The 16,832-nt window shown below is 52.6% G+C and carries 19 protein-coding genes; 11 read left to right on the top strand and 8 right to left on the bottom strand.

What is annotated here, in order from left to right; genetic code table 11:
* Positions 1–32: 32 nt before the first annotated feature.
* Both FDW94_RS01695 and FDW94_RS01690 read left to right on the top strand, forming a co-directional pair.
* Positions 33–1,040: a zinc-binding alcohol dehydrogenase family protein gene (locus FDW94_RS01695; protein ID WP_060682985.1), complete on the top strand. Its 1,008-nt coding sequence runs from the start codon at positions 33–35 to the stop codon at positions 1,038–1,040.
* Positions 1,041–1,056: 16 nt separating this feature from the next.
* Positions 1,057–1,347: a putative quinol monooxygenase gene (locus tag FDW94_RS01690; RefSeq protein ID WP_162623446.1), complete on the top strand. Its 291-nt coding sequence runs from the start codon at positions 1,057–1,059 to the stop codon at positions 1,345–1,347.
* Between the two features lie 39 nt (positions 1,348–1,386).
* On the opposite strand, the gene FDW94_RS01685 is transcribed toward FDW94_RS01690, so the two are convergent.
* Positions 1,387–2,163, bottom strand: coding sequence for an SDR family oxidoreductase (locus FDW94_RS01685; protein WP_048237032.1), 777 nt, complete (start codon positions 2,161–2,163; stop codon positions 1,387–1,389).
* A gap of 146 nt (positions 2,164–2,309) precedes the next feature.
* Between FDW94_RS01685 and FDW94_RS01680 the strand changes: the two genes are divergently transcribed.
* On the top strand, positions 2,310–3,254 hold the full coding sequence (locus FDW94_RS01680) for a LysR substrate-binding domain-containing protein (protein ID WP_008786506.1): 945 nt from the start codon (positions 2,310–2,312) through the stop codon (positions 3,252–3,254).
* Between the two features lie 25 nt (positions 3,255–3,279).
* Positions 3,280–4,182, top strand: a complete 903-nt coding sequence (locus FDW94_RS01675; RefSeq protein WP_003827166.1) for a carboxylate/amino acid/amine transporter — start codon at positions 3,280–3,282, stop codon at positions 4,180–4,182.
* Between the two features lie 28 nt (positions 4,183–4,210).
* Here the strand turns inward: FDW94_RS01675 and nlpA are convergent, their stop codons facing one another.
* The 3 genes from nlpA to FDW94_RS01660 all read right to left on the bottom strand — a co-directional run bounded on the left by nlpA (position 4,211) and on the right by FDW94_RS01660 (position 6,721).
* A complete protein-coding gene (gene nlpA / locus FDW94_RS01670) occupies positions 4,211–5,029 on the bottom strand; it encodes a lipoprotein NlpA (protein ID WP_008786507.1) in 819 nt (272 codons plus the stop codon).
* 123 nt (positions 5,030–5,152) lie between these two features.
* Positions 5,153–6,079, bottom strand: a complete 927-nt coding sequence (locus FDW94_RS01665) for an Rpn family recombination-promoting nuclease/putative transposase (protein ID WP_137377029.1) — start codon at positions 6,077–6,079, stop codon at positions 5,153–5,155.
* Positions 6,080–6,304: 225 nt separating this feature from the next.
* A complete protein-coding gene (locus FDW94_RS01660; protein ID WP_137377028.1) occupies positions 6,305–6,721 on the bottom strand; it encodes a GNAT family N-acetyltransferase in 417 nt (138 codons plus the stop codon).
* 130 nt (positions 6,722–6,851) lie between these two features.
* Here FDW94_RS01660 and FDW94_RS01655 point away from each other — a divergent pair, with 130 nt between their 5' ends.
* On the top strand, positions 6,852–7,145 hold the full coding sequence (locus FDW94_RS01655) for a YicS family protein (RefSeq protein WP_008786509.1): 294 nt from the start codon (positions 6,852–6,854) through the stop codon (positions 7,143–7,145).
* Positions 7,146–7,182: 37 nt separating this feature from the next.
* On the opposite strand, the gene FDW94_RS01650 is transcribed toward FDW94_RS01655, so the two are convergent.
* Positions 7,183–8,130, bottom strand: a complete 948-nt coding sequence (locus tag FDW94_RS01650; protein WP_032941556.1) for a LacI family DNA-binding transcriptional regulator — start codon at positions 8,128–8,130, stop codon at positions 7,183–7,185.
* Positions 8,131–8,422: 292 nt separating this feature from the next.
* On the opposite strand from FDW94_RS01650, the gene FDW94_RS01645 reads away from it, so the two are divergent.
* The 5 genes from FDW94_RS01645 to FDW94_RS01625 all read left to right on the top strand — a co-directional run bounded on the left by FDW94_RS01645 (position 8,423) and on the right by FDW94_RS01625 (position 13,384).
* The gene (locus tag FDW94_RS01645) at positions 8,423–8,737 is read left to right on the top strand and encodes a PTS sugar transporter subunit IIB (protein ID WP_008786511.1); all 315 of its coding nucleotides are present in this window, start codon (positions 8,423–8,425) and stop codon (positions 8,735–8,737) included.
* A 12-nt stretch (positions 8,738–8,749) separates the two neighbouring features.
* Complete coding sequence (locus FDW94_RS01640) at positions 8,750–10,081, top strand: PTS cellobiose transporter subunit IIC (protein ID WP_008786512.1); 1,332 nt, start codon at positions 8,750–8,752, stop codon at positions 10,079–10,081.
* A 20-nt stretch (positions 10,082–10,101) separates the two neighbouring features.
* Positions 10,102–11,484 (top strand): glycoside hydrolase family 1 protein, encoded by a 1,383-nt coding sequence (locus tag FDW94_RS01635; RefSeq protein ID WP_137377027.1) that lies wholly within the window; start codon positions 10,102–10,104, stop codon positions 11,482–11,484.
* A gap of 12 nt (positions 11,485–11,496) precedes the next feature.
* Positions 11,497–11,799 (top strand): PTS lactose/cellobiose transporter subunit IIA, encoded by a 303-nt coding sequence (locus FDW94_RS01630; RefSeq protein ID WP_008786514.1) that lies wholly within the window; start codon positions 11,497–11,499, stop codon positions 11,797–11,799.
* A gap of 205 nt (positions 11,800–12,004) precedes the next feature.
* On the top strand, positions 12,005–13,384 hold the full coding sequence (locus FDW94_RS01625; protein ID WP_137377026.1) for a carbohydrate porin: 1,380 nt from the start codon (positions 12,005–12,007) through the stop codon (positions 13,382–13,384).
* Positions 13,385–13,445: 61 nt separating this feature from the next.
* Here FDW94_RS01625 and nepI read toward each other — a convergent pair whose 3' ends face one another.
* The 3 genes from nepI to FDW94_RS01610 all read right to left on the bottom strand — a co-directional run bounded on the left by nepI (position 13,446) and on the right by FDW94_RS01610 (position 15,857).
* Entirely contained in the window at positions 13,446–14,639 is a 1,194-nt protein-coding gene (gene nepI, locus FDW94_RS01620) for a purine ribonucleoside efflux pump NepI (RefSeq protein ID WP_137377025.1), read from the bottom strand.
* 141 nt (positions 14,640–14,780) lie between these two features.
* A complete protein-coding gene (locus tag FDW94_RS01615; protein ID WP_003827143.1) occupies positions 14,781–15,305 on the bottom strand; it encodes an SRPBCC domain-containing protein in 525 nt (174 codons plus the stop codon).
* Positions 15,306–15,404: 99 nt separating this feature from the next.
* A complete protein-coding gene (locus FDW94_RS01610; RefSeq protein ID WP_003827141.1) occupies positions 15,405–15,857 on the bottom strand; it encodes a DUF1198 family protein in 453 nt (150 codons plus the stop codon).
* Positions 15,858–15,962: 105 nt separating this feature from the next.
* Between FDW94_RS01610 and FDW94_RS01605 the strand changes: the two genes are divergently transcribed.
* The coding region (locus FDW94_RS01605; protein WP_137377044.1) for a LysR family transcriptional regulator at positions 15,963–16,832 on the top strand (870 nt) is incomplete at its 3' end.

Here is a 16,832-nt window from a genome sequence, read left to right as displayed (position 1 = left end):
GGTATAAACTGATTCCTGTGACCGGAGAGAATATGAAAGCCATCGCCATTACCCGCGCCGCGACCGACGGCAATAACATTGAATTTTTACAAGAGATTGACCTGCCCATGCCAGTTGCTACCGGGCACGATCTGCTGGTTGAAGTGAAAGCCATTTCCGTCAACCCCGTTGATACCAAGGTCCGCGAAGGTTTTAACGCTGATGTGCCGCGTGTGCTGGGCTGGGACGCCGTTGGCGTGGTGAAGTCCGTGGGCGAAGCCGTCACCCTGTTCGCACCCGGTGATGAAGTCTGGTACGCCGGAGCGCTCGGCCGCGCTGGCAGTAACAGTGAATTTCAGCTGGTTGATGAACGTATTACCGCGCTGAAGCCAAAAACACTGGATAATGCTTCTGCTGCGGCGCTGCCACTGACAGCTATCACCGCCTGGGAAATGCTGTTCGACCGTCTGGGCGTTGAGGAAAATGGCAATGAAGATGATGTGTTATTGATTGTTGGCGCGGCTGGCGGCGTCGGTTCTATTCTGACACAACTGGCCAGTAAGCTGACCAAAATGACCGTCATCGGTACCGCATCGCGTCCGCAGAGCCAGAAATGGGTACGTGAAGCGGGCGCTCATCATGTGATTGACCACAGCAAGCCGTTGACGGAAGAGCTGGCACGGATAGGCATTAAAGAGGTGACGCACGTTGCCAGCCTGAACAATACCGAGCAGCACTATTCGCAAATTATTGCCGCACTGGCGCCGCAGGGCAAACTGGCGCTGATTGACGATCCTCAATCTCTCGATGCGCGCCCGCTGAAGGCCAAAAGCATTTCGCTGCACTGGGAGTTTATGTTTACCCGTTCGATGTTTACCACCCACGACATCATTGCGCAGCATCAGTTACTGACCCGCGTGGCGCAGCTGATCGACGACAGCACCCTCCGTACCACGCTGGGCGAACATTTTGGCGCGATTACCGCGGCAAATCTGCAAAAAGCCCACACGCAAATTGAAACCGGTCGCTCGGTCGGCAAGATTGTGCTGGAGGGGTTTTAACATGTCTGATTCTGACGTGATTTCAATTATTGCGGTACTGAAAGCCAAACCGGGGAAAATCGACGCACTGAAACAGGCGCTACAAGCTCTGCTGCTGCCCACGCGCCGGGAGCCGGGCAATATTGAATATGCCCTGTTCCAGTTACGCGACACGCCGGATGTGTTCTACGTGCGCGAATCCTGGCGCGGTCAGGCCGGTCTGGATGAGCACATCGCTCTGCCACATTTCCAGGCGTTCATTCTACAAATGAACGATCTGCTAGCCGAACCGCTACGGCTGGATTATCTGACGCCGATTGAGCCTTAATGTCTCGACGCTCCCCCGCAGCTATGCGGGGGATTTACATCAGCCATTACGTCCGGCCATAACACCGCCATCCACATCCCAGATAGCGCCAGTTACCCATTGCGCTTTGTCTGACAACAGGAACGCGACGGATTCAGCCACATCACGCGGCGTACCAACCCGACCAATCGGATGGAAGCTGTCAAAGCTGCTCATCACACCTTGTACGTCTTCTTTCGGGATAAATCCTTCGTAGATAGGTGTATGCACGACTGCTGGCGAAACGGCATTGACGCGGATCCCATTCGCCCCCAGCTCGATGGCCAGATTTTTAGTTAATGCATGCAGGCCCGCTTTTGCCATTGAGTACGCTGAAGAAGGTGTTGCGCCAATTGCCTGTTGCGCCCACATCGAACCAATATTCACGATGGCACCCTGGATGTTAGCCGCCACCATATTTCGCACGACATCGCGGGTGATAAAAAACGTCGCGCGGTTGAGGCTCATGTACAGTTCATAATCTTCAACTTCATGATCAGTGAAAGGTTTTGGGAAAAAAACCCCAGCTGCATTTACTAACAGGTTGATGTCTTTGTGCTCAGCATTCACCGTTGCCATCACCTGCTTAACGCCCGCTTCTGACATCAGATCCGCCACAATGACAGAGACGTCACCCAGCTCCGCCAACGCCTGACGGGCCCGTTCCGCTTTCTCGGCGCGATTGCCAACCAGCACCACTCGACCACCACCCTGGAGGATCAGTTTTGCGGTTTCAAATCCGATACCACTGGTACCGCCCACCACTAACAGTTTTTTGCCGACAAATAATGTGTTCATCGCTAGCCTCGTTTCACGTATTCGTTAATGCGCTAACAATGCCACTCCCCTGAGGCGCTGACGAATGAGAAGAAATAGCGAACCGAGAAAGAAAATCTATCTCGATGGCATATACTGAAGATATTCACAAAACGGGAAATGACCTGATGCGCTCGCTTAATCGGCTTAAATGGTTACACGCTTTTGAGGCCACAGCCCGCCACGGCAGTTTTACTGGTGCGGCGCAGGAACTGGGGGTAACTCCGGCTGCCGTTGGGCAACTGGTTCGTGCGCTGGAAGACTGGGTTGGCCACCCGCTGCTGCATCGAACCCGTTCAGGTAAAGAGCGTCTCACGCTGGTCAGCGAAGCACAGGACGCGTTGCGCGAGATAACCCAGGGACTGGATAGTCTGGAATCTGGGCTGAACAAGTTACGCGGTCGGCGAGCGCGCTCGGTGGTGATTATCACGGCCTCTCAGGTACTGGTGATGAACTGGCTGATGAGCCGCCTCAATCGTTTCTCACAAGCGCATGAAAACATAGAATTACGCTTGAACGTGACGGAAAAGCTGATGGATGTTGCTCATGGCGAAGCGGATCTGGGCGTACGTTGCGGTAAAGGCGACTGGCCTGGGGTAAATAAAACCTGGCTGATGGATGAAGAAGCGGTTCTGGTTTGTAGCCCACGTATTGTGCCAGTAGATAAAATATCCTGTGGAGAATGGTTGGCCGCACAGAAGCTTATCCATGATGACACTCCCCACCCCGGCGCCAATTTCCCGGGCTGGAATGATGTCCTGACCGCCACCCAGGCACCTGCCGTTCGCGACAGTGGATTGCACATCAACTCTACCTCTGCAGTGATTCTGGCGGCGCTCAGCGGTCAAGGTGTCGCCATTGTGCGTAGAGCATTGGTGCAGCAGCTACTGACAGACGGACAACTGGTTCAGCTTCATCCCAACACCCGCTGGCCTCTGGCGTGGTCTTACTACATTGTTACGCCACAGCACGCGGTAATGCGCCCGGAGGTAAAAGTCTTTAATGACTGGCTGATTGCGGATGTGCTGGCAGAAATCGCAACCATCTCTGCTATGATGCCTGCACACAAATAAAACAAAACAACATGCCGAGGGAAAGATGAGTTCCACCAGAAGAGGGATGATGAACGTCCTGATTGCCGCCGTATTGTGGGGAAGTTCAGGCGTTTGCGCGCAATACATCATGGAGCAAAGCCAGATGTCGTCGCAGTTTTTGACCATGACGCGCCTGATTTTTGCCGGGCTCATTCTGCTGATGCTCTCTTTCGTTCACGGCGACAAAGTGTTCTCCATTATCAAAAACCGCAAAGACGCCATCAGCCTGCTGATTTTTTCCGTGGTTGGGGCGCTCACCGTACAGCTAACCTTTCTGCTGACTATTGAAAAATCCAACGCCGCCACCGCGACGGTGCTGCAATTTTTGTCACCGACCATAATCGTGGCGTGGTTTTCCGTGGTACGCAAAGCACGACCGGGGATTTTAGTGCTGACTGCGATCTTCACCTCGCTTATCGGCACCTTCTTGCTGGTCACCCACGGTAACCCGACGTCGCTGTCTATCTCACCTGCCGCGCTGTTCTGGGGAATTGCCTCGGCGTTTGCCGCCGCGTTCTACACCACCTACCCCTCAACGCTTATCGCGCGCTACGGCACGCTGCCGGTCGTCGGCTGGAGTATGTTAATCGGCGGCATGATCCTGCTGCCGTTTTATGCCGGACAGGGCACTAATTTCGTGGTGAATGGCAGTTTGATTCTGGCGTTTTTCTATCTGGTGGTCATCGGCACGTCGCTGACGTTTAGCCTGTACCTGAAAGGCGCGCAGATGATTGGCGGACCGAAAGCGAGCATTTTAAGCTGCGCGGAACCGTTGAGCAGCGCGTTGCTGTCCCTGCTGCTGTTAGGTATTACCTTTACCCTGCCAGACTGGCTGGGCACGCTTTTGATCCTCTCTTCGGTAATACTTATCTCAATGGACTCACGTCGCCGCGCCAGAGCGGTTTAACACCAACCGGCGCGGCAAAAGGTTATGATTACCAGCCCGGAACCGCGCCACCGTTAAAGATAGTTTCTGCCGCCTTCGCCACTTCAGGTGACTGATAAGATTGCAGGAACTCTTTCACATTCTCGGCATCTTTGTTGTCTTCTCGCGCCACCAGAATGTTCACATACGGTGAGTTTTTGTCTTCAATAAATACGCTGTCATGTACCGGGGAAAGCCCGGTTTGCTGGATGTAGGTGGTACTGATAATCGCCACATCCACTTTCTGATCGTCCAGCACACGCGGCAACTGCGCACCTTCCAGTTCCATAATTTTCAGATGCCGCGGATTATCAGTAATATCCAACGCTGTTGGCAGCAGGCCGGTATCCGCTTTCAGCGTAATTAACTTCTCTTTTTGCAGTAGCAACAGCGCCCGGCCCAGATTGGTAGGATCGTTAGGTATCGCAATCGTTGCACCGTCTTTTAGTTCAGCGACAGTTTTGATTTTCTTCGAATAACCAGCCATCGGGAACACAAAGGTATTGCCCACCGCAACCAGCTTATAGTCGTGTGCTTTATTATCTTGTTCAAGGAACGGACGATGCTGGAAGACGTTGGCATCCAGCTCACCATGATTGGTGGCATCGTTGGGCAGCAGAGAACCGCTAAAACCCACCAGTTCTACCTCCAGACCATATTTTTCTTTAGCGACTTTCTTCGCGACCTCCGCTACATCCTGCTCAGCACCGTTAATTACACCCACTTTTATATGCTTTGCATCGCTGCTCTGTTGATCGCATCCTGCCAGCAATAATCCCGCCAGTAATACCGCCGCCCCGGCCCCGAAATAAGGTATCTTCAGCTTCACGTTTTATCCTTTTGCAATAACCGCCTGATGAGTAATGAAATGACTATAGCGGGAAGGCCGCTGCGGTTTAAAAAACGAAAAAGCATCAGCAAGAAGAAAAAAGCATAATGGGGCTAAGATAAATTAGTCGGAAGATACTGTTAGTTCATCAATTGCAAGCCCGGTAATAATTAGCACCAGTTCACGATCGATCCCCTTCTCAAGCATGGCATGGGCTATCCGCAACGCTTCGTCCTTTTTGCCCTCGCGTTTGCCTTCGAGTTTGCCCTCTAGCAACCCTGTCCTTCGCCCCGACTCACGTAAGCATTCTGCAATCGTCATTAATCTCTCCTTATGCTGGGGAACGCGCAGGGCAACCTCTCGAATAAACGCCTCAAAACGCGGTGCGCTGCCAGACTGCACCAGGTAATTAAATAGCGTTTCTACCTGACTGTCATTAGCGTGTCCCTTAATCAACAGGGCAACCAGTTTATCGACCAGCACCATCAAATCGCGCTCGCGTATATGCTTCTGGACAAGTTCCAGTAGTGCCACTCGCCGGTGCTGCATAATCTCATCATCAGACACCACCGTGATATCGACCAGCGGGAAGGTCGCGCTATAAAGCTGCCACGCAGTCTCTGGATCGTCAAACTCATCCAGCCAGCACAGCGAAAAAGGGTACGGGCTGGCAACGCCATGGTAAAAAAGTATCGGAACCACCAGCGGCAGCGTTTTGTGGCCAGCATCAAGGTGATTCTGCATCGCGGCAACGGCGTAACGCATCATTCGGAATGCCATATGAGCATCCGGTGAACTCTGGTGTTCAATCAACGCGTAGATATAGCCTTTACCAGTTCTCGTTTTTAGCGACCACAGAACATCGGAATAACTGGCACGCAGGTCTTCCTCAATAAAACTCCCAGGCTCCAGCTTCAGTGTGTTCAGATCGCAAAGTTCACGTAATGGTGCGGGGAGATAGCTATCAAGAAAATCCCGAGCCGTTTCTGGATGGCTTAAGAACTTTTTAAATACCGCATCATGCGGCGTAGAAGTTGTTGGTTTTTTCATGGCGGTCCGTCACCAGAAGAACAAGATGACAGAACCTTACTCGCCAGGCGCACACACAACATCTGTGAATTTTTCTAGTTGCGGGGCGGCTTGGCGGATAAATACATACTTTTGCAATATATTCATTTTCAGGGAATAACGCTCGCAAAAATGCCCGGTAAGCGTGATCACCTCCGGGCAAGTACCTAAATCCTCTTTGGCGGCGGCATCCAGACCTTCCGGTCATCAAAACGTTTTCGACAAATAATGGCGCGTGGAACCGGTTTCCGGGAAGTTATCGAGGGTCATTTGCAGCTGATAGCCGTTTTTCTGATAAAACGGCAGCGCCTGGAAACTCATGGTATCCACCAGCGCATGCAGGCATCCTCTCTCACGCGCCGTCTGTTCTGCGGCCTGCATCAATTTTGTGCCGTAACCACCTTTACGCAGCGAGTCATGCATCCACAGAAAATCAATGCACAGCCATTCGCCTTTGATTTTGCCGATCAGCCCACCCAGAATGTCATTGCGCTCATCGCGCCAGTACACCGCCAGGTCGCCAAAATTGGTGGTTCTCAGAAACTGCCGGTTGTAAGCGCGCAATCCGGCAAGCAGGGCATCTTGATCGTCTTCGGTAATCGTATCTGTAATCTGTATTTGCATCCTATCCTCCTGAAATAACTACAACTTCTGGCTGATTTATTTTTAGACATTAACACAGGGTGATGAGTGAGTCGTATGCCGTCTACACTTACTCTTGAGATGATGCGCATAGACAACAAGGATTATTATCATGAAACGAGTCATTTTTCCGATTATTGCCGTCCTTTTCACGCTACCCGGTCTGGCACATGCCGACTCGGCTTATGGCAGTCTGCAGGCTGTACACGAAAAGAATACTGTTATGAAGGATTTACGTAAGATTTGCACCCCGCAAGGGTCGCCATCTGATGAGGTGTGGGAAAAAACGATTATGGCTGATACGCGTAATCAGCAGCACATCCGCGAAGCCATTCTGGCAATTCAAAGAAACAATCAAAACAACTACTGGGAAGCGCTTGGCAAAGTTGAATGCCCGGATTTATAGGCGTGAAGCGAAATAGCCCCACGCCAGAGGGAAAGCGTTAACGCTGAGGAATAATTAAGTCGCCGCGCAGCACGTACGACCCCAGCACGCTCTGGGTTTTCTCGTTGAGCCAACTGACGATCCGCGCCGCCATGGCGTCCATGGAATATTCAATCGCCGGGATCGTAGGGATTCCCGGCAGATGCAGCGAACCGGCCAGGCTAAAGACCATAATGTCTTGCGGTACTGATTTATTAAACGCCTGCAACTGCGGGATCACCCGCTGTGCCTGCTGTTCATCCGCCACCAGCAGCGCGTTAAAATTCAGCGTTGACGCGTTGTTCAGCAGCTCCTGCAAGGCCACTGACGATGACGTTGCAGCCATAAATACCAGGTTACGGTTAAACGGCAGGAAGTTTTTTTCCAGCGCGTGTTTATAGCCCAACAGCACCTGATCGGAGAAACCCATCCCGTCCGGATGAATTAAAGCAATCTGGCGTCGGTTCTGACTTATCAGGTAGTTACAGGCGGTTTCGGTAGCGAACTCATGATCGAACTGGATGCTGTTGACGTCATCGCCGGAATCCAGACAATCCACCAGAATGACATTCTCCTGATTGATGTTCAGCGGAAAACGCGCGCCAATAATCAGGACGTCATCGCACAAGCCGCAACTTAATTCATCAAGAGCGCTCATGACTTCCGCTTTGGTATTGGCAAAACGCAGCAGCAGGTGCTTTTGATGCTGGCTAAGATGCTTTTCCAGCGCGTAGAGATAACCCGTGGTCTGATTAATGTTGTCCTGCGCGCATATCACGCCGATACAGCCCGTAGACTGGCTGAGTAGCGACTGCGCAATCACGTTCGGACGATAATTGAGTTCATCCACCGCTTTCAACACGGCGAGGCGGCTGGCCTCTTTTACGCCACGCGATCCGCTCAACACGCGTGACACAGTGGCTTTTGACACGCCAGCCAAACGCGATACATCGTTGATAGTAGACATCATTCTCCCCTGACAGGACCCGCCTGGCCCTTTCCATCCTGAATTTAACATTGGCTCAAATAATCGCCATCCGCAGTATAGCTGTTTCCGTTTTTCATGGAAACCGATTTTCCATTTGGACTCAAAAAGAGATCTTCACAGCTAATTTCGTGAGCTAAATCCAAATAATTAGCCTTATAAGAATAAGATCTTGATGGCCGTCACAGTTCTGTTTTCCATGAATGGAAACCGGTTTCCGTATGATATCAAATCAGACTCGCAATAAGTTTTTACATTTAAAGGATGGTTCACTATGTTCAGGATTATGTTGTGTTGTTCGGCAGGGATGTCCACCAGCTTGCTGGTTCGCAAAATGGTTGAAGAGGCAGAGTCTCGCGGATTACCTGTGAAGATTGAGGCCTACGGCGTTTCCGAATTTGACATTCAGTTTCCAAATTACCAGGTGGTGCTACTCGGCCCCCAGGTAAAGTACATGCTTAATACGCTCTCCGAAAAGGCTGCCACCCAGGGTATACCCGTAAAAGCCATAGATATGATGGATTACGGTATGCAACGCGGTGACAAAGTGCTGGATTATGCTCTGTCGCTGATTGAAGCGACACACTAGAAAGGTGTCATTATGAGTTCGTTATATCAGTCAATGGTTGCCGTCATTGAACAATCCATCACCCCGCTCGCTGGCAAGTTAGGGCAGCAGAAGTATGTGATTGCAATTCGTGACGGTTTTACGGCGGCGCTGCCGTTTATGATCATCGGCTCCTTCATGCTGGTGTTTATTTTTCCGCCGTTCTCTGCCGATACTACCAACAGCTTTGCCCGGGGCTGGCTCGATTTCTCGGCAACTTATCGTGAACAGCTGATGCTGCCGTTTAACCTCAGCATGGGTGTTATGACGTTCTTTATCTCCGTGGGCATTGGTGCCAGCCTGGGCCGTCAGTTTAACCTCGATCCGGTGATGTCTGGCCTGCTGGCCTTTATGGCGTTTTTACTGGTTGCTGCGCCCTATGCCGACGGTAAAATCTCGACGCAGTATCTTTCCGGACAGGGTATCTTTACCGCCCTCATCACCGCCATTTACTCCACCCGTATATATGCATGGCTGAAGCAGAATAACGTGACAATCCGCCTGCCGAAGGAAGTCCCGACCGGCGTCGCGCGTTCATTCGAGATCCTCATTCCGGTACTGGTGGTGATTGCGACCCTGCATCCGCTGAACCTGTTTATCGAAGCACAAACCGGGATGATCATCCCGCAGGCGATTATGCACCTGCTGGAGCCGCTGGTTTCCGCTTCAGACTCACTGCCCGCTATTCTGCTTTCTGTGCTGTTGTGCCAGATTTTCTGGTTTGCCGGCATTCACGGCTCATTGATCGTAACCGGCATCATGAACCCATTCTGGATGGCGAACCTGTCCGCTAACCAGGCCGCTCTGGCAGCGGGCGCTGCGCTGCCCCATGTCTATCTGCAAGGTTTCTGGGATCACTACCTGCTGATTGGCGGCGTCGGTTCAACTTTACCGCTGGCATTCCTGCTGCTGCGCAGTCGCGTCGCGCATCTGCGTACTATCGGCAAAATGGGAATTGTGCCTAGTTTCTTTAATATCAATGAGCCTATTCTGTTTGGTGCGCCAATCATCATGAACCCGATGTTGTTCATCCCGTTTGTCTGCGTCCCGCTGGTTAACGCCGTGCTGGCCTATAGCGCCACCAAACTCGGCTGGCTGGCACAGGTTGTTTCATTGACGCCGTGGACTACGCCTGCGCCAATCGGTGCTTCCTGGGCCGCAAACTGGGCATTAAGTCCGGTGGTGATGTGCTTTATCTGTATGGCGATGTCAGCGCTGATGTACCTTCCATTCCTGCGTGCTTACGAACGTTCTTTGCTGAAAACCGAAGAGCAAAAAGCACAGGATGCCGTCTCCGTGGCGAACGCTGCCCGTAGCAACTCATAATGAATCAAGGAGTCAGAACAATGAGATACCGTTTTCCTGAAAACTTCTGGTGGGGCAGTGCCTGCTCAGCGCTGCAAACCGAAGGGGATAGCCTGAACGGCGGCAAAAGCCAGACCACGTGGGACGTGTGGTTCGACCGTCAGCCAGGTCGTTTCCATCAGGGAGTTGGCCCGGCAACTACCTCGACCTTTTATCAGCACTGGAAACAGGACATCGCACTGCTCAAACAACTGAAGCATAACAGCTTCCGTACGTCTCTGAGCTGGTCGCGCCTGATTCCGGACGGTACCGGCGAGGTTAATCCTGAAGCCGTCGAGTTCTATAACAACGTCATCGACGAGCTGCTGGCACAAGGCATTACGCCATTTATCACCCTGTTCCATTTCGACATGCCGATGGTGATGCAGGAGAAAGGTGGCTGGGAAAACCGTGAAGTGGTCGAGGCGTTTGGCCGCTATGCACAAACGTGTTTTACATTGTTCGGCAACCGGGTTAAGCACTGGTTTACCTTTAACGAGCCAATTGTCCCGGTTGAAGGCGGCTATCTGTATGACTTCCATTACCCTAATGTGGTGGATTTCAAACGTGCAGCCACCGTGGCGTATCACACCATACTGGCGCATTCGACGGCGGTTCGGGCATATCGTGCCGCAAACCATGACGGTGAAATCGGCGTGGTGCTGAATTTAACGCCTTCCTACCCGCGCTCACAAAATCCGGCGGATGTAAAAGCCGCACACTATGCGGATCTGCTGTTTAACCGCAGCTTCCTCGACCCGGTGCTGAAGGGTGAATATCCGGCGGATCTGGTTGAGCTGCTGAAGGAGTACGATCAGTTACCAACATGCCAGCCAGGCGACAGCCAGTTAATCGCCGAGGGCAAAATCGACCTGCTCGGCATCAACTACTATCAGCCGCGTCGCGTGAAATGTCGTGATAGCGCCGTCAACCCGGATGCACCGTTTATGCCGGAGTGGCTGTTTGATTATTACGAAATGCCGGGTCGGAAAATGAACCCTTATCGTGGCTGGGAAATTTATGAGCCGGGTATTTACGATATTATTACCAATCTGCGTGATAATTATGGCAACCCGCGCTGTTTTATTTCTGAAAACGGTATGGGTGTCGAGAATGAGCAGCGTTTTATTCAGCAAGAGCAAATCAACGACAGCTACCGTATTGAATTTGTCTCTGATCATCTTAAATGGCTACATAAAGGAATTAGCGAAGGCTGTAATTGTCTTGGCTACCATATGTGGACCTTTATTGATAACTGGTCATGGCTTAACGGCTATAAAAACCGCTACGGTTTTGTTCAGTTAGATTTAGCAACGCAAAAACGTACGGTGAAAAAAAGCGGCGAATGGTTTGCCCAGACCGCCGAAAATAACGGGTTCGATTAGGAAGAGAACAACATGATTGCATTAGAAGAAGCAGTAATGGAAATCATCGTCAATGCCGGGCAATCCCGCAGTCTGTGCTTTGAAGCGCTGCATGCCGCGCGCGCCGGCAATATTGACGAGGCAAAAAGCCTGCTTCGTGAGGCTGACGGTTACGCCCGTCAGGCTCATCACATGCAAACCAAATTGATCGAACAGGACGCCGGGGAAGCCCGGCAACCAATGACATTAATTATGGTGCATGCGCAGGATCACTTAATGACGTCGTTATTAGCCCGCGAACTGTCAGAAGAAATTATTCATCTGTATCAGCGTTAATCGTTAATTAAACATTCAACAACGGAGAAAGCATTACGATTAAATAAAGCAGCCCTGTACCCGTTATTAAATAGACAAATCAACTTGTTTTGGTGATAGCAAATTAAACCGAGACGGGATGGTTATTATCTTAAAATAAATTAATGCACACGCTTATTCAGAATGCTCTGCGCAAACTGAAGGGTAAAGTGTCGATGAGATAACCATGAACATGATAAAAAAACTTCCAGTCACGCTGGCGGTCGTCGCCGCGCTGTGCCCAATTTCTGTCCTCGCACAGGAATTCACACAAGAACAAATCGATGCCATCGTTGCCAAAGCCGTCGATAAAGCGCTGGCTGAGCGTCAGGCTAAAATGGACGCCGCCGTGGCGAAAAAAACCGATGTCATTAACGAGCCGCAAAGCGCGGCGCAATCGCCGGATATGGCTATTCCGTTCGGTGTGAAATTCAGCGGCTATGCGCGTTACGGCGCGCATTTCCAGAGCGGCGATCAGAAATACGTTGGCGTTGATGGCTCCTACAACGGTGCTTCCGCTATCGGTCGCCTGGGTAACGAAGGCAACGGCGGCGAGTTCCAGCTCTCAAAAGCGTTCAAAAGCGATAACGGCGCCATCTGGGACATCAACGTGATGATCGACCACTGGGGCGACGAAGTTAACCTGAAAAAAGCCTACGCGGGTGTCACTAACGTACTGGAATCCAATCCCAACGCCTATATCTGGGCAGGCCGCGACTTCCACCAGCGTCCGCAACAGGGTATCAACGACTACTTCTGGATGAACCACGACGGCCAGGGCGCCGGGGTGAAGAACTTCGACATCGGCGGCGTACAGTTTGATGTCGCCACCGTTGCCGCAGTTGAATCGTGCAGCCCGGAAGTGATGGAAGACGAAGCCAACCCATCGCGTATTACCTGTACCGGCGGTTCCGGTACCGGCGATAAAGGCAACTACGCTGTGACGTCAAAAATTCACAATATGAAAGTGGGCCCGCTGGATCTGGAGATCTACGCCAACTACGGTTTTGACTCCAAAGCCGTCGAGAGCGATGACCGCCTGAAAGCCTGGCAGGGCGCATTCGTGCTGAGCCACACCAACGACAGCGGCGTGAATAAAGTGATTGCCCGTTATTCTGATAACTCCGACAACAGCGTCTATAACAAAACCGACGACCTGACTACGGTTTACGCCAGCTTCGAGGGAAGTCATAAGTTTACCCGCCAGGCGCAGGTGGAATACCTGTTAGCGTTCCATGATTACGACAACAGCACCGATAAGAGCGATAACCGTAAGAACTACGGCGCGATTGTGCGTCCAATGTACTTCTGGAACGACGTTCACTCCACCTGGCTGGAAGCGGGCTATCAGCGCGTAGATTACGACAACGGCGGGGATAACCACGGCTGGAAACTGACGCTGTCGCAGAACATGTCAATCGCCATGGGACCGGAGTTCCGCCCGATGTTGCGCTTCTACGTCACCGGCGGCAAGGTGGATAACGATCGCACCACGCGGGTCAACGGCACGCAGGATGAAACGCTGGACGACTTTAACCTTGGTGCCATGTGGGAAGCATGGTTCTGATTAGTGAGTAGTGAAGTGCCGGATACGGCGAGAACGCCTTATCCGGCGAACAACACCGAGATTATTGCATATCTTTTATGCGAACTTTCGCTGCCACCAAAAGCGCCGTCAGCAGCATCAGGCTGCCGGAAAGCATCAGGGGCGACAGCAGTCCGAGGGTATCGAGCGCATAGCCTCCCACCGCTGCCCCGCAGGTATTGGCAAGCTGGATCACGGCGACCTGGACGGATCCGGCTTTTTCTGCCTGATCGGCAAGCGAACGGGTGATCCACGTCGACCAGCCGACCGGTACCAGCGCAAACAACAGCCCCCAAATAATCGCAATACCCGCCGCGACCACTTTGTCGCTGCCCCATAGGATCAGGACCAGCGCACTGAGCGCCAGCACCAGTGGCGCACCGGCTAACGCCAGTTTGACCGAACGCTTCAAAATCATCGACGAGAACGACGTACCAACGAAACTGGCAATACCGAAGCTCAGCAGCACCAGCGTCAGGCCATCAACGTCAAAGCCCGCCAGATTCATATAGATCGGGCGAATATAGGTAAAGAAGGCGAACTGACCAGCAAAGGACATGAAGATGGCAATCATCCCGGCCATCACCCCTGGACGCTGCAACAAGCTGAACATGTTTTGTTTCTGATGCGAAGGTTCACCAGGCAGCGAAGGCAACGCTCTCACCACCCAAATCGTGCACAGCACGCCCATTACCGCCGCCGCATTAAACACGTTACGCCAGCCGATAATGCCGCCCAAAAAGCTCCCCAGCGGCGCGGCAATTACCAGCGCGATGGAGACCGCGCCAAAAATAACCGACAGCGCTTTCGGCACCGTACGTGCAGGAACCAGACGCATGGTCAGCGACGCCGACATCGCCCAGAAGCCGCCAAGCGCCAGACCGAGGCAGGCGCGGCCAACGAGCAGCAGCGAAAAAGAATTGGCAAAGGAAACCAGCAGACAGGAAAGCGTCAGTAGCACCGAAAACAGAATCACCACATAGCGACGATCGGTCGCCTGAATAATTTGCGTCACAAACAGGCTGGCGAACATGGCGACAAATGCCGTCACGGTCACCGATTGTCCGGCCACGCCTTCAGAAATCCCCAAATCCTGCGCCATCGGCGTTAACAGGCTAACGGGGAGAAATTCAACGGTTATCAGGCAGGCAACGCAGAACGCCACGGCAAATACCGCCGACCAGTTAGGTCGGGAATTTGCCTCAGCGCGGGATTTTTGTTCAACAGCTTCACTCATTTTGTTACCTGCGTGGGGTTATTGTAGAAAAGTTACGCAGTGTAACATTAAATTTGTGACGTAATTAACGTTTTGACAACTATTCACCAGAGATCGGCTGCGCCTTATCCGGCCCAGGACAGAGAGCCCTTTCTGGCTCAATTAAGCGTCACGCGCAGCCCGGGCCAGGCCGGTTATCCACTCCTGATGACCGTTGATCATCGGATTGGGCAGCGTACGTGCCAGTTCTTGTGCCGGAACGCCAATTTGTGATTCCTGGGTCAGAATACGTACGCGCCCGCCGGGTAAATCCTCAAAGAGCCAGGCGTGGATCACATCCAGACGTGTAGTGGCATCGCCTTCCGCCCAGCCATGCCAGGCAACACGCGCGGCCTGGCCGTCAACCGGCGGCACATACTCGGTGATTTGCGCTTCGATGGGGAAACCAAAAGTCGTAAAACGAAAACGGGCATCCATGCTTAACAATGGACCGGAACCGTCGTGAAAACGGATATCCGCCACGTTGCTGTAATACGTCGGCCAGCGCGTTGTGTCATTAAGCTGTGCCCAGACGGCACGGGCGCTCAGTCCGGCAACGATAATTTCATTTGAAGCAAAGTTATCAGTCGTCCCCGGCAGATACGCTGCGGGCCAGATAATTGCACGTTGTTGAGTCGCTTGATTCATGATGTACCTCGTCGTGTGAGTTAACGAGGTACATCATGCTTTCGCGTAAGATATAAAGATAATGACGATTCAAAATAGTCGTCATCATAAATTTTGATATCAGTGCAGCCAGTGCACGCCATCCTCGGGCTGGAAAAAGGCGTTATAGCGCATCTGGAACGCATTAAGCTCCTGCATATCCGGCTCCATCTCGCGCAGAAAACCGAGCGCCAGACGCACCTGCGCGTCGGTAATCGGTGCAGCCAGCCGGGCTTTTTGCAGCCAGCGGTGCCATTGCAACAAGTTCTGCTCACTGCCGTCGACAATAACGATTTGCCAGATCAACAGCACCTGGGCAGCATTTTGTAGATGCGATTCATCAGGACGGTGGAGGTACTGTAAAAAAGCCTCTCCCTGTACTTTTCCCATCTGATCGATCATCGATTCTACCGGCACGACATCAATGTTCAGCCGCTCGCTCAGACGGCGAATTGCCCGCCGCGACCCGGACGTTAGCACCCGAAATCCCACCACAAAAACAACCACCAGCGTGGCCAGCATTATCCAAATCATGCGCACATCCATTACCAGACAGGACGCCCATCATAGCGGCAAATTCACCTCTGTCGACGACTGAACGTGTCATAATGTGACTTATCGAACTCGCAGGCAGACATCATGAAATCTGATATCAGAACGCTCGATCTCAATCTGTTAAAAACGCTGGATGCCCTGCTGGATGAACGCAGCGTAACCCGGGCGGCGCAGCGGCTGTCGCTCACCCAGCCTGCGGTAAGCGGTATGCTCAACCGCCTGCGCGACTATTTTGACGATCCGCTGTTTAGTCGCACACCGCATGGCATTGTTCCGACGCTGCGTGCCCAACAGTTGGCCGCCCCGGTCAAACAGATCCTCAGCGATATCGATATCCTGCTTAAACCGACACAATTTGACCCGCTCACCGCAGCGCTCACCTTTACCGTCGCCGCTACGGATTACGCGCTCAAAGCGGTTATCGTGCCATTTATTGCCGCGCTTCGCGTGCGCGCTCCGGGCATTCGTGTACGAGTGATCCCGGTTGAGCCAGTGCTGCTCACCACACAGTTTGAGCAGGGGAAAATCGACCTGGCATTGCTGACGCCGGATTCCACGCCCGACAACCTGCACAGCCGGGCGTTATATGATGAAGAGTACGTTTGTCTCATGCGTCATGCGCATCCTGATGCGGGGGGACCGCTGACGCTCGATCGCTTCTGCGCGCTGGAGCATGTGCTGGTTTCTTATGAGGGTGAAAGTTTCTGGGGCGTCACCGATGAGGCACTGGCAAGCGTCGGACGCCAACGGCAGATTGGTTTGTCGGTTAGCAGCTTCCTGGTATTGCCGGACATCCTCGCTATCAGCGATATGATTGCCGTTGTTCCTGCCCGTCTGGCGTATGACGACACCCGTATGCACGTTTTATCACCCCCGCTGCCCATAGCCGGTTTTACAAAAAGCATGGCCTGGCATGAACGCACGCACCGCGATGCCGCTCATCAGTGGCTGCGC

The organism is Citrobacter sp. wls757 (assembly GCF_005280935.1).
Classification (GTDB): Bacteria; Pseudomonadota; Gammaproteobacteria; order Enterobacterales; family Enterobacteriaceae; genus Citrobacter; species Citrobacter portucalensis.
This window is presented reverse-complemented; position numbering and strand designations above follow the sequence as displayed.

Coding starts and splice junctions, on each gene's coding strand:
- FDW94_RS01695 (WP_060682985.1), top strand. CDS start 33: ATGAAAGCCATCGCCATTACCCGCGCCGCGACCGACGGCAATAACATT.
- FDW94_RS01685 (WP_048237032.1), bottom strand. CDS start 2,163: ATGAACACATTATTTGTCGGCAAAAAACTGTTAGTGGTGGGCGGTACC.
- FDW94_RS01680 (WP_008786506.1), top strand. CDS start 2,310: ATGCGCTCGCTTAATCGGCTTAAATGGTTACACGCTTTTGAGGCCACA.
- FDW94_RS01675 (WP_003827166.1), top strand. CDS start 3,280: ATGAGTTCCACCAGAAGAGGGATGATGAACGTCCTGATTGCCGCCGTA.
- FDW94_RS01665 (WP_137377029.1), bottom strand. CDS start 6,079: ATGAAAAAACCAACAACTTCTACGCCGCATGATGCGGTATTTAAAAAG.
- FDW94_RS01660 (WP_137377028.1), bottom strand. CDS start 6,721: ATGCAAATACAGATTACAGATACGATTACCGAAGACGATCAAGATGCC.
- FDW94_RS01655 (WP_008786509.1), top strand. CDS start 6,852: ATGAAACGAGTCATTTTTCCGATTATTGCCGTCCTTTTCACGCTACCC.
- FDW94_RS01650 (WP_032941556.1), bottom strand. CDS start 8,130: ATGTCTACTATCAACGATGTATCGCGTTTGGCTGGCGTGTCAAAAGCC.
- FDW94_RS01645 (WP_008786511.1), top strand. CDS start 8,423: ATGTTCAGGATTATGTTGTGTTGTTCGGCAGGGATGTCCACCAGCTTG.
- FDW94_RS01640 (WP_008786512.1), top strand. CDS start 8,750: ATGAGTTCGTTATATCAGTCAATGGTTGCCGTCATTGAACAATCCATC.
- FDW94_RS01635 (WP_137377027.1), top strand. CDS start 10,102: ATGAGATACCGTTTTCCTGAAAACTTCTGGTGGGGCAGTGCCTGCTCA.
- FDW94_RS01630 (WP_008786514.1), top strand. CDS start 11,497: ATGATTGCATTAGAAGAAGCAGTAATGGAAATCATCGTCAATGCCGGG.
- FDW94_RS01625 (WP_137377026.1), top strand. CDS start 12,005: ATGAACATGATAAAAAAACTTCCAGTCACGCTGGCGGTCGTCGCCGCG.
- nepI (WP_137377025.1), bottom strand. CDS start 14,639: ATGAGTGAAGCTGTTGAACAAAAATCCCGCGCTGAGGCAAATTCCCGA.
- FDW94_RS01615 (WP_003827143.1), bottom strand. CDS start 15,305: ATGAATCAAGCGACTCAACAACGTGCAATTATCTGGCCCGCAGCGTAT.
- FDW94_RS01610 (WP_003827141.1), bottom strand. CDS start 15,857: ATGATTTGGATAATGCTGGCCACGCTGGTGGTTGTTTTTGTGGTGGGA.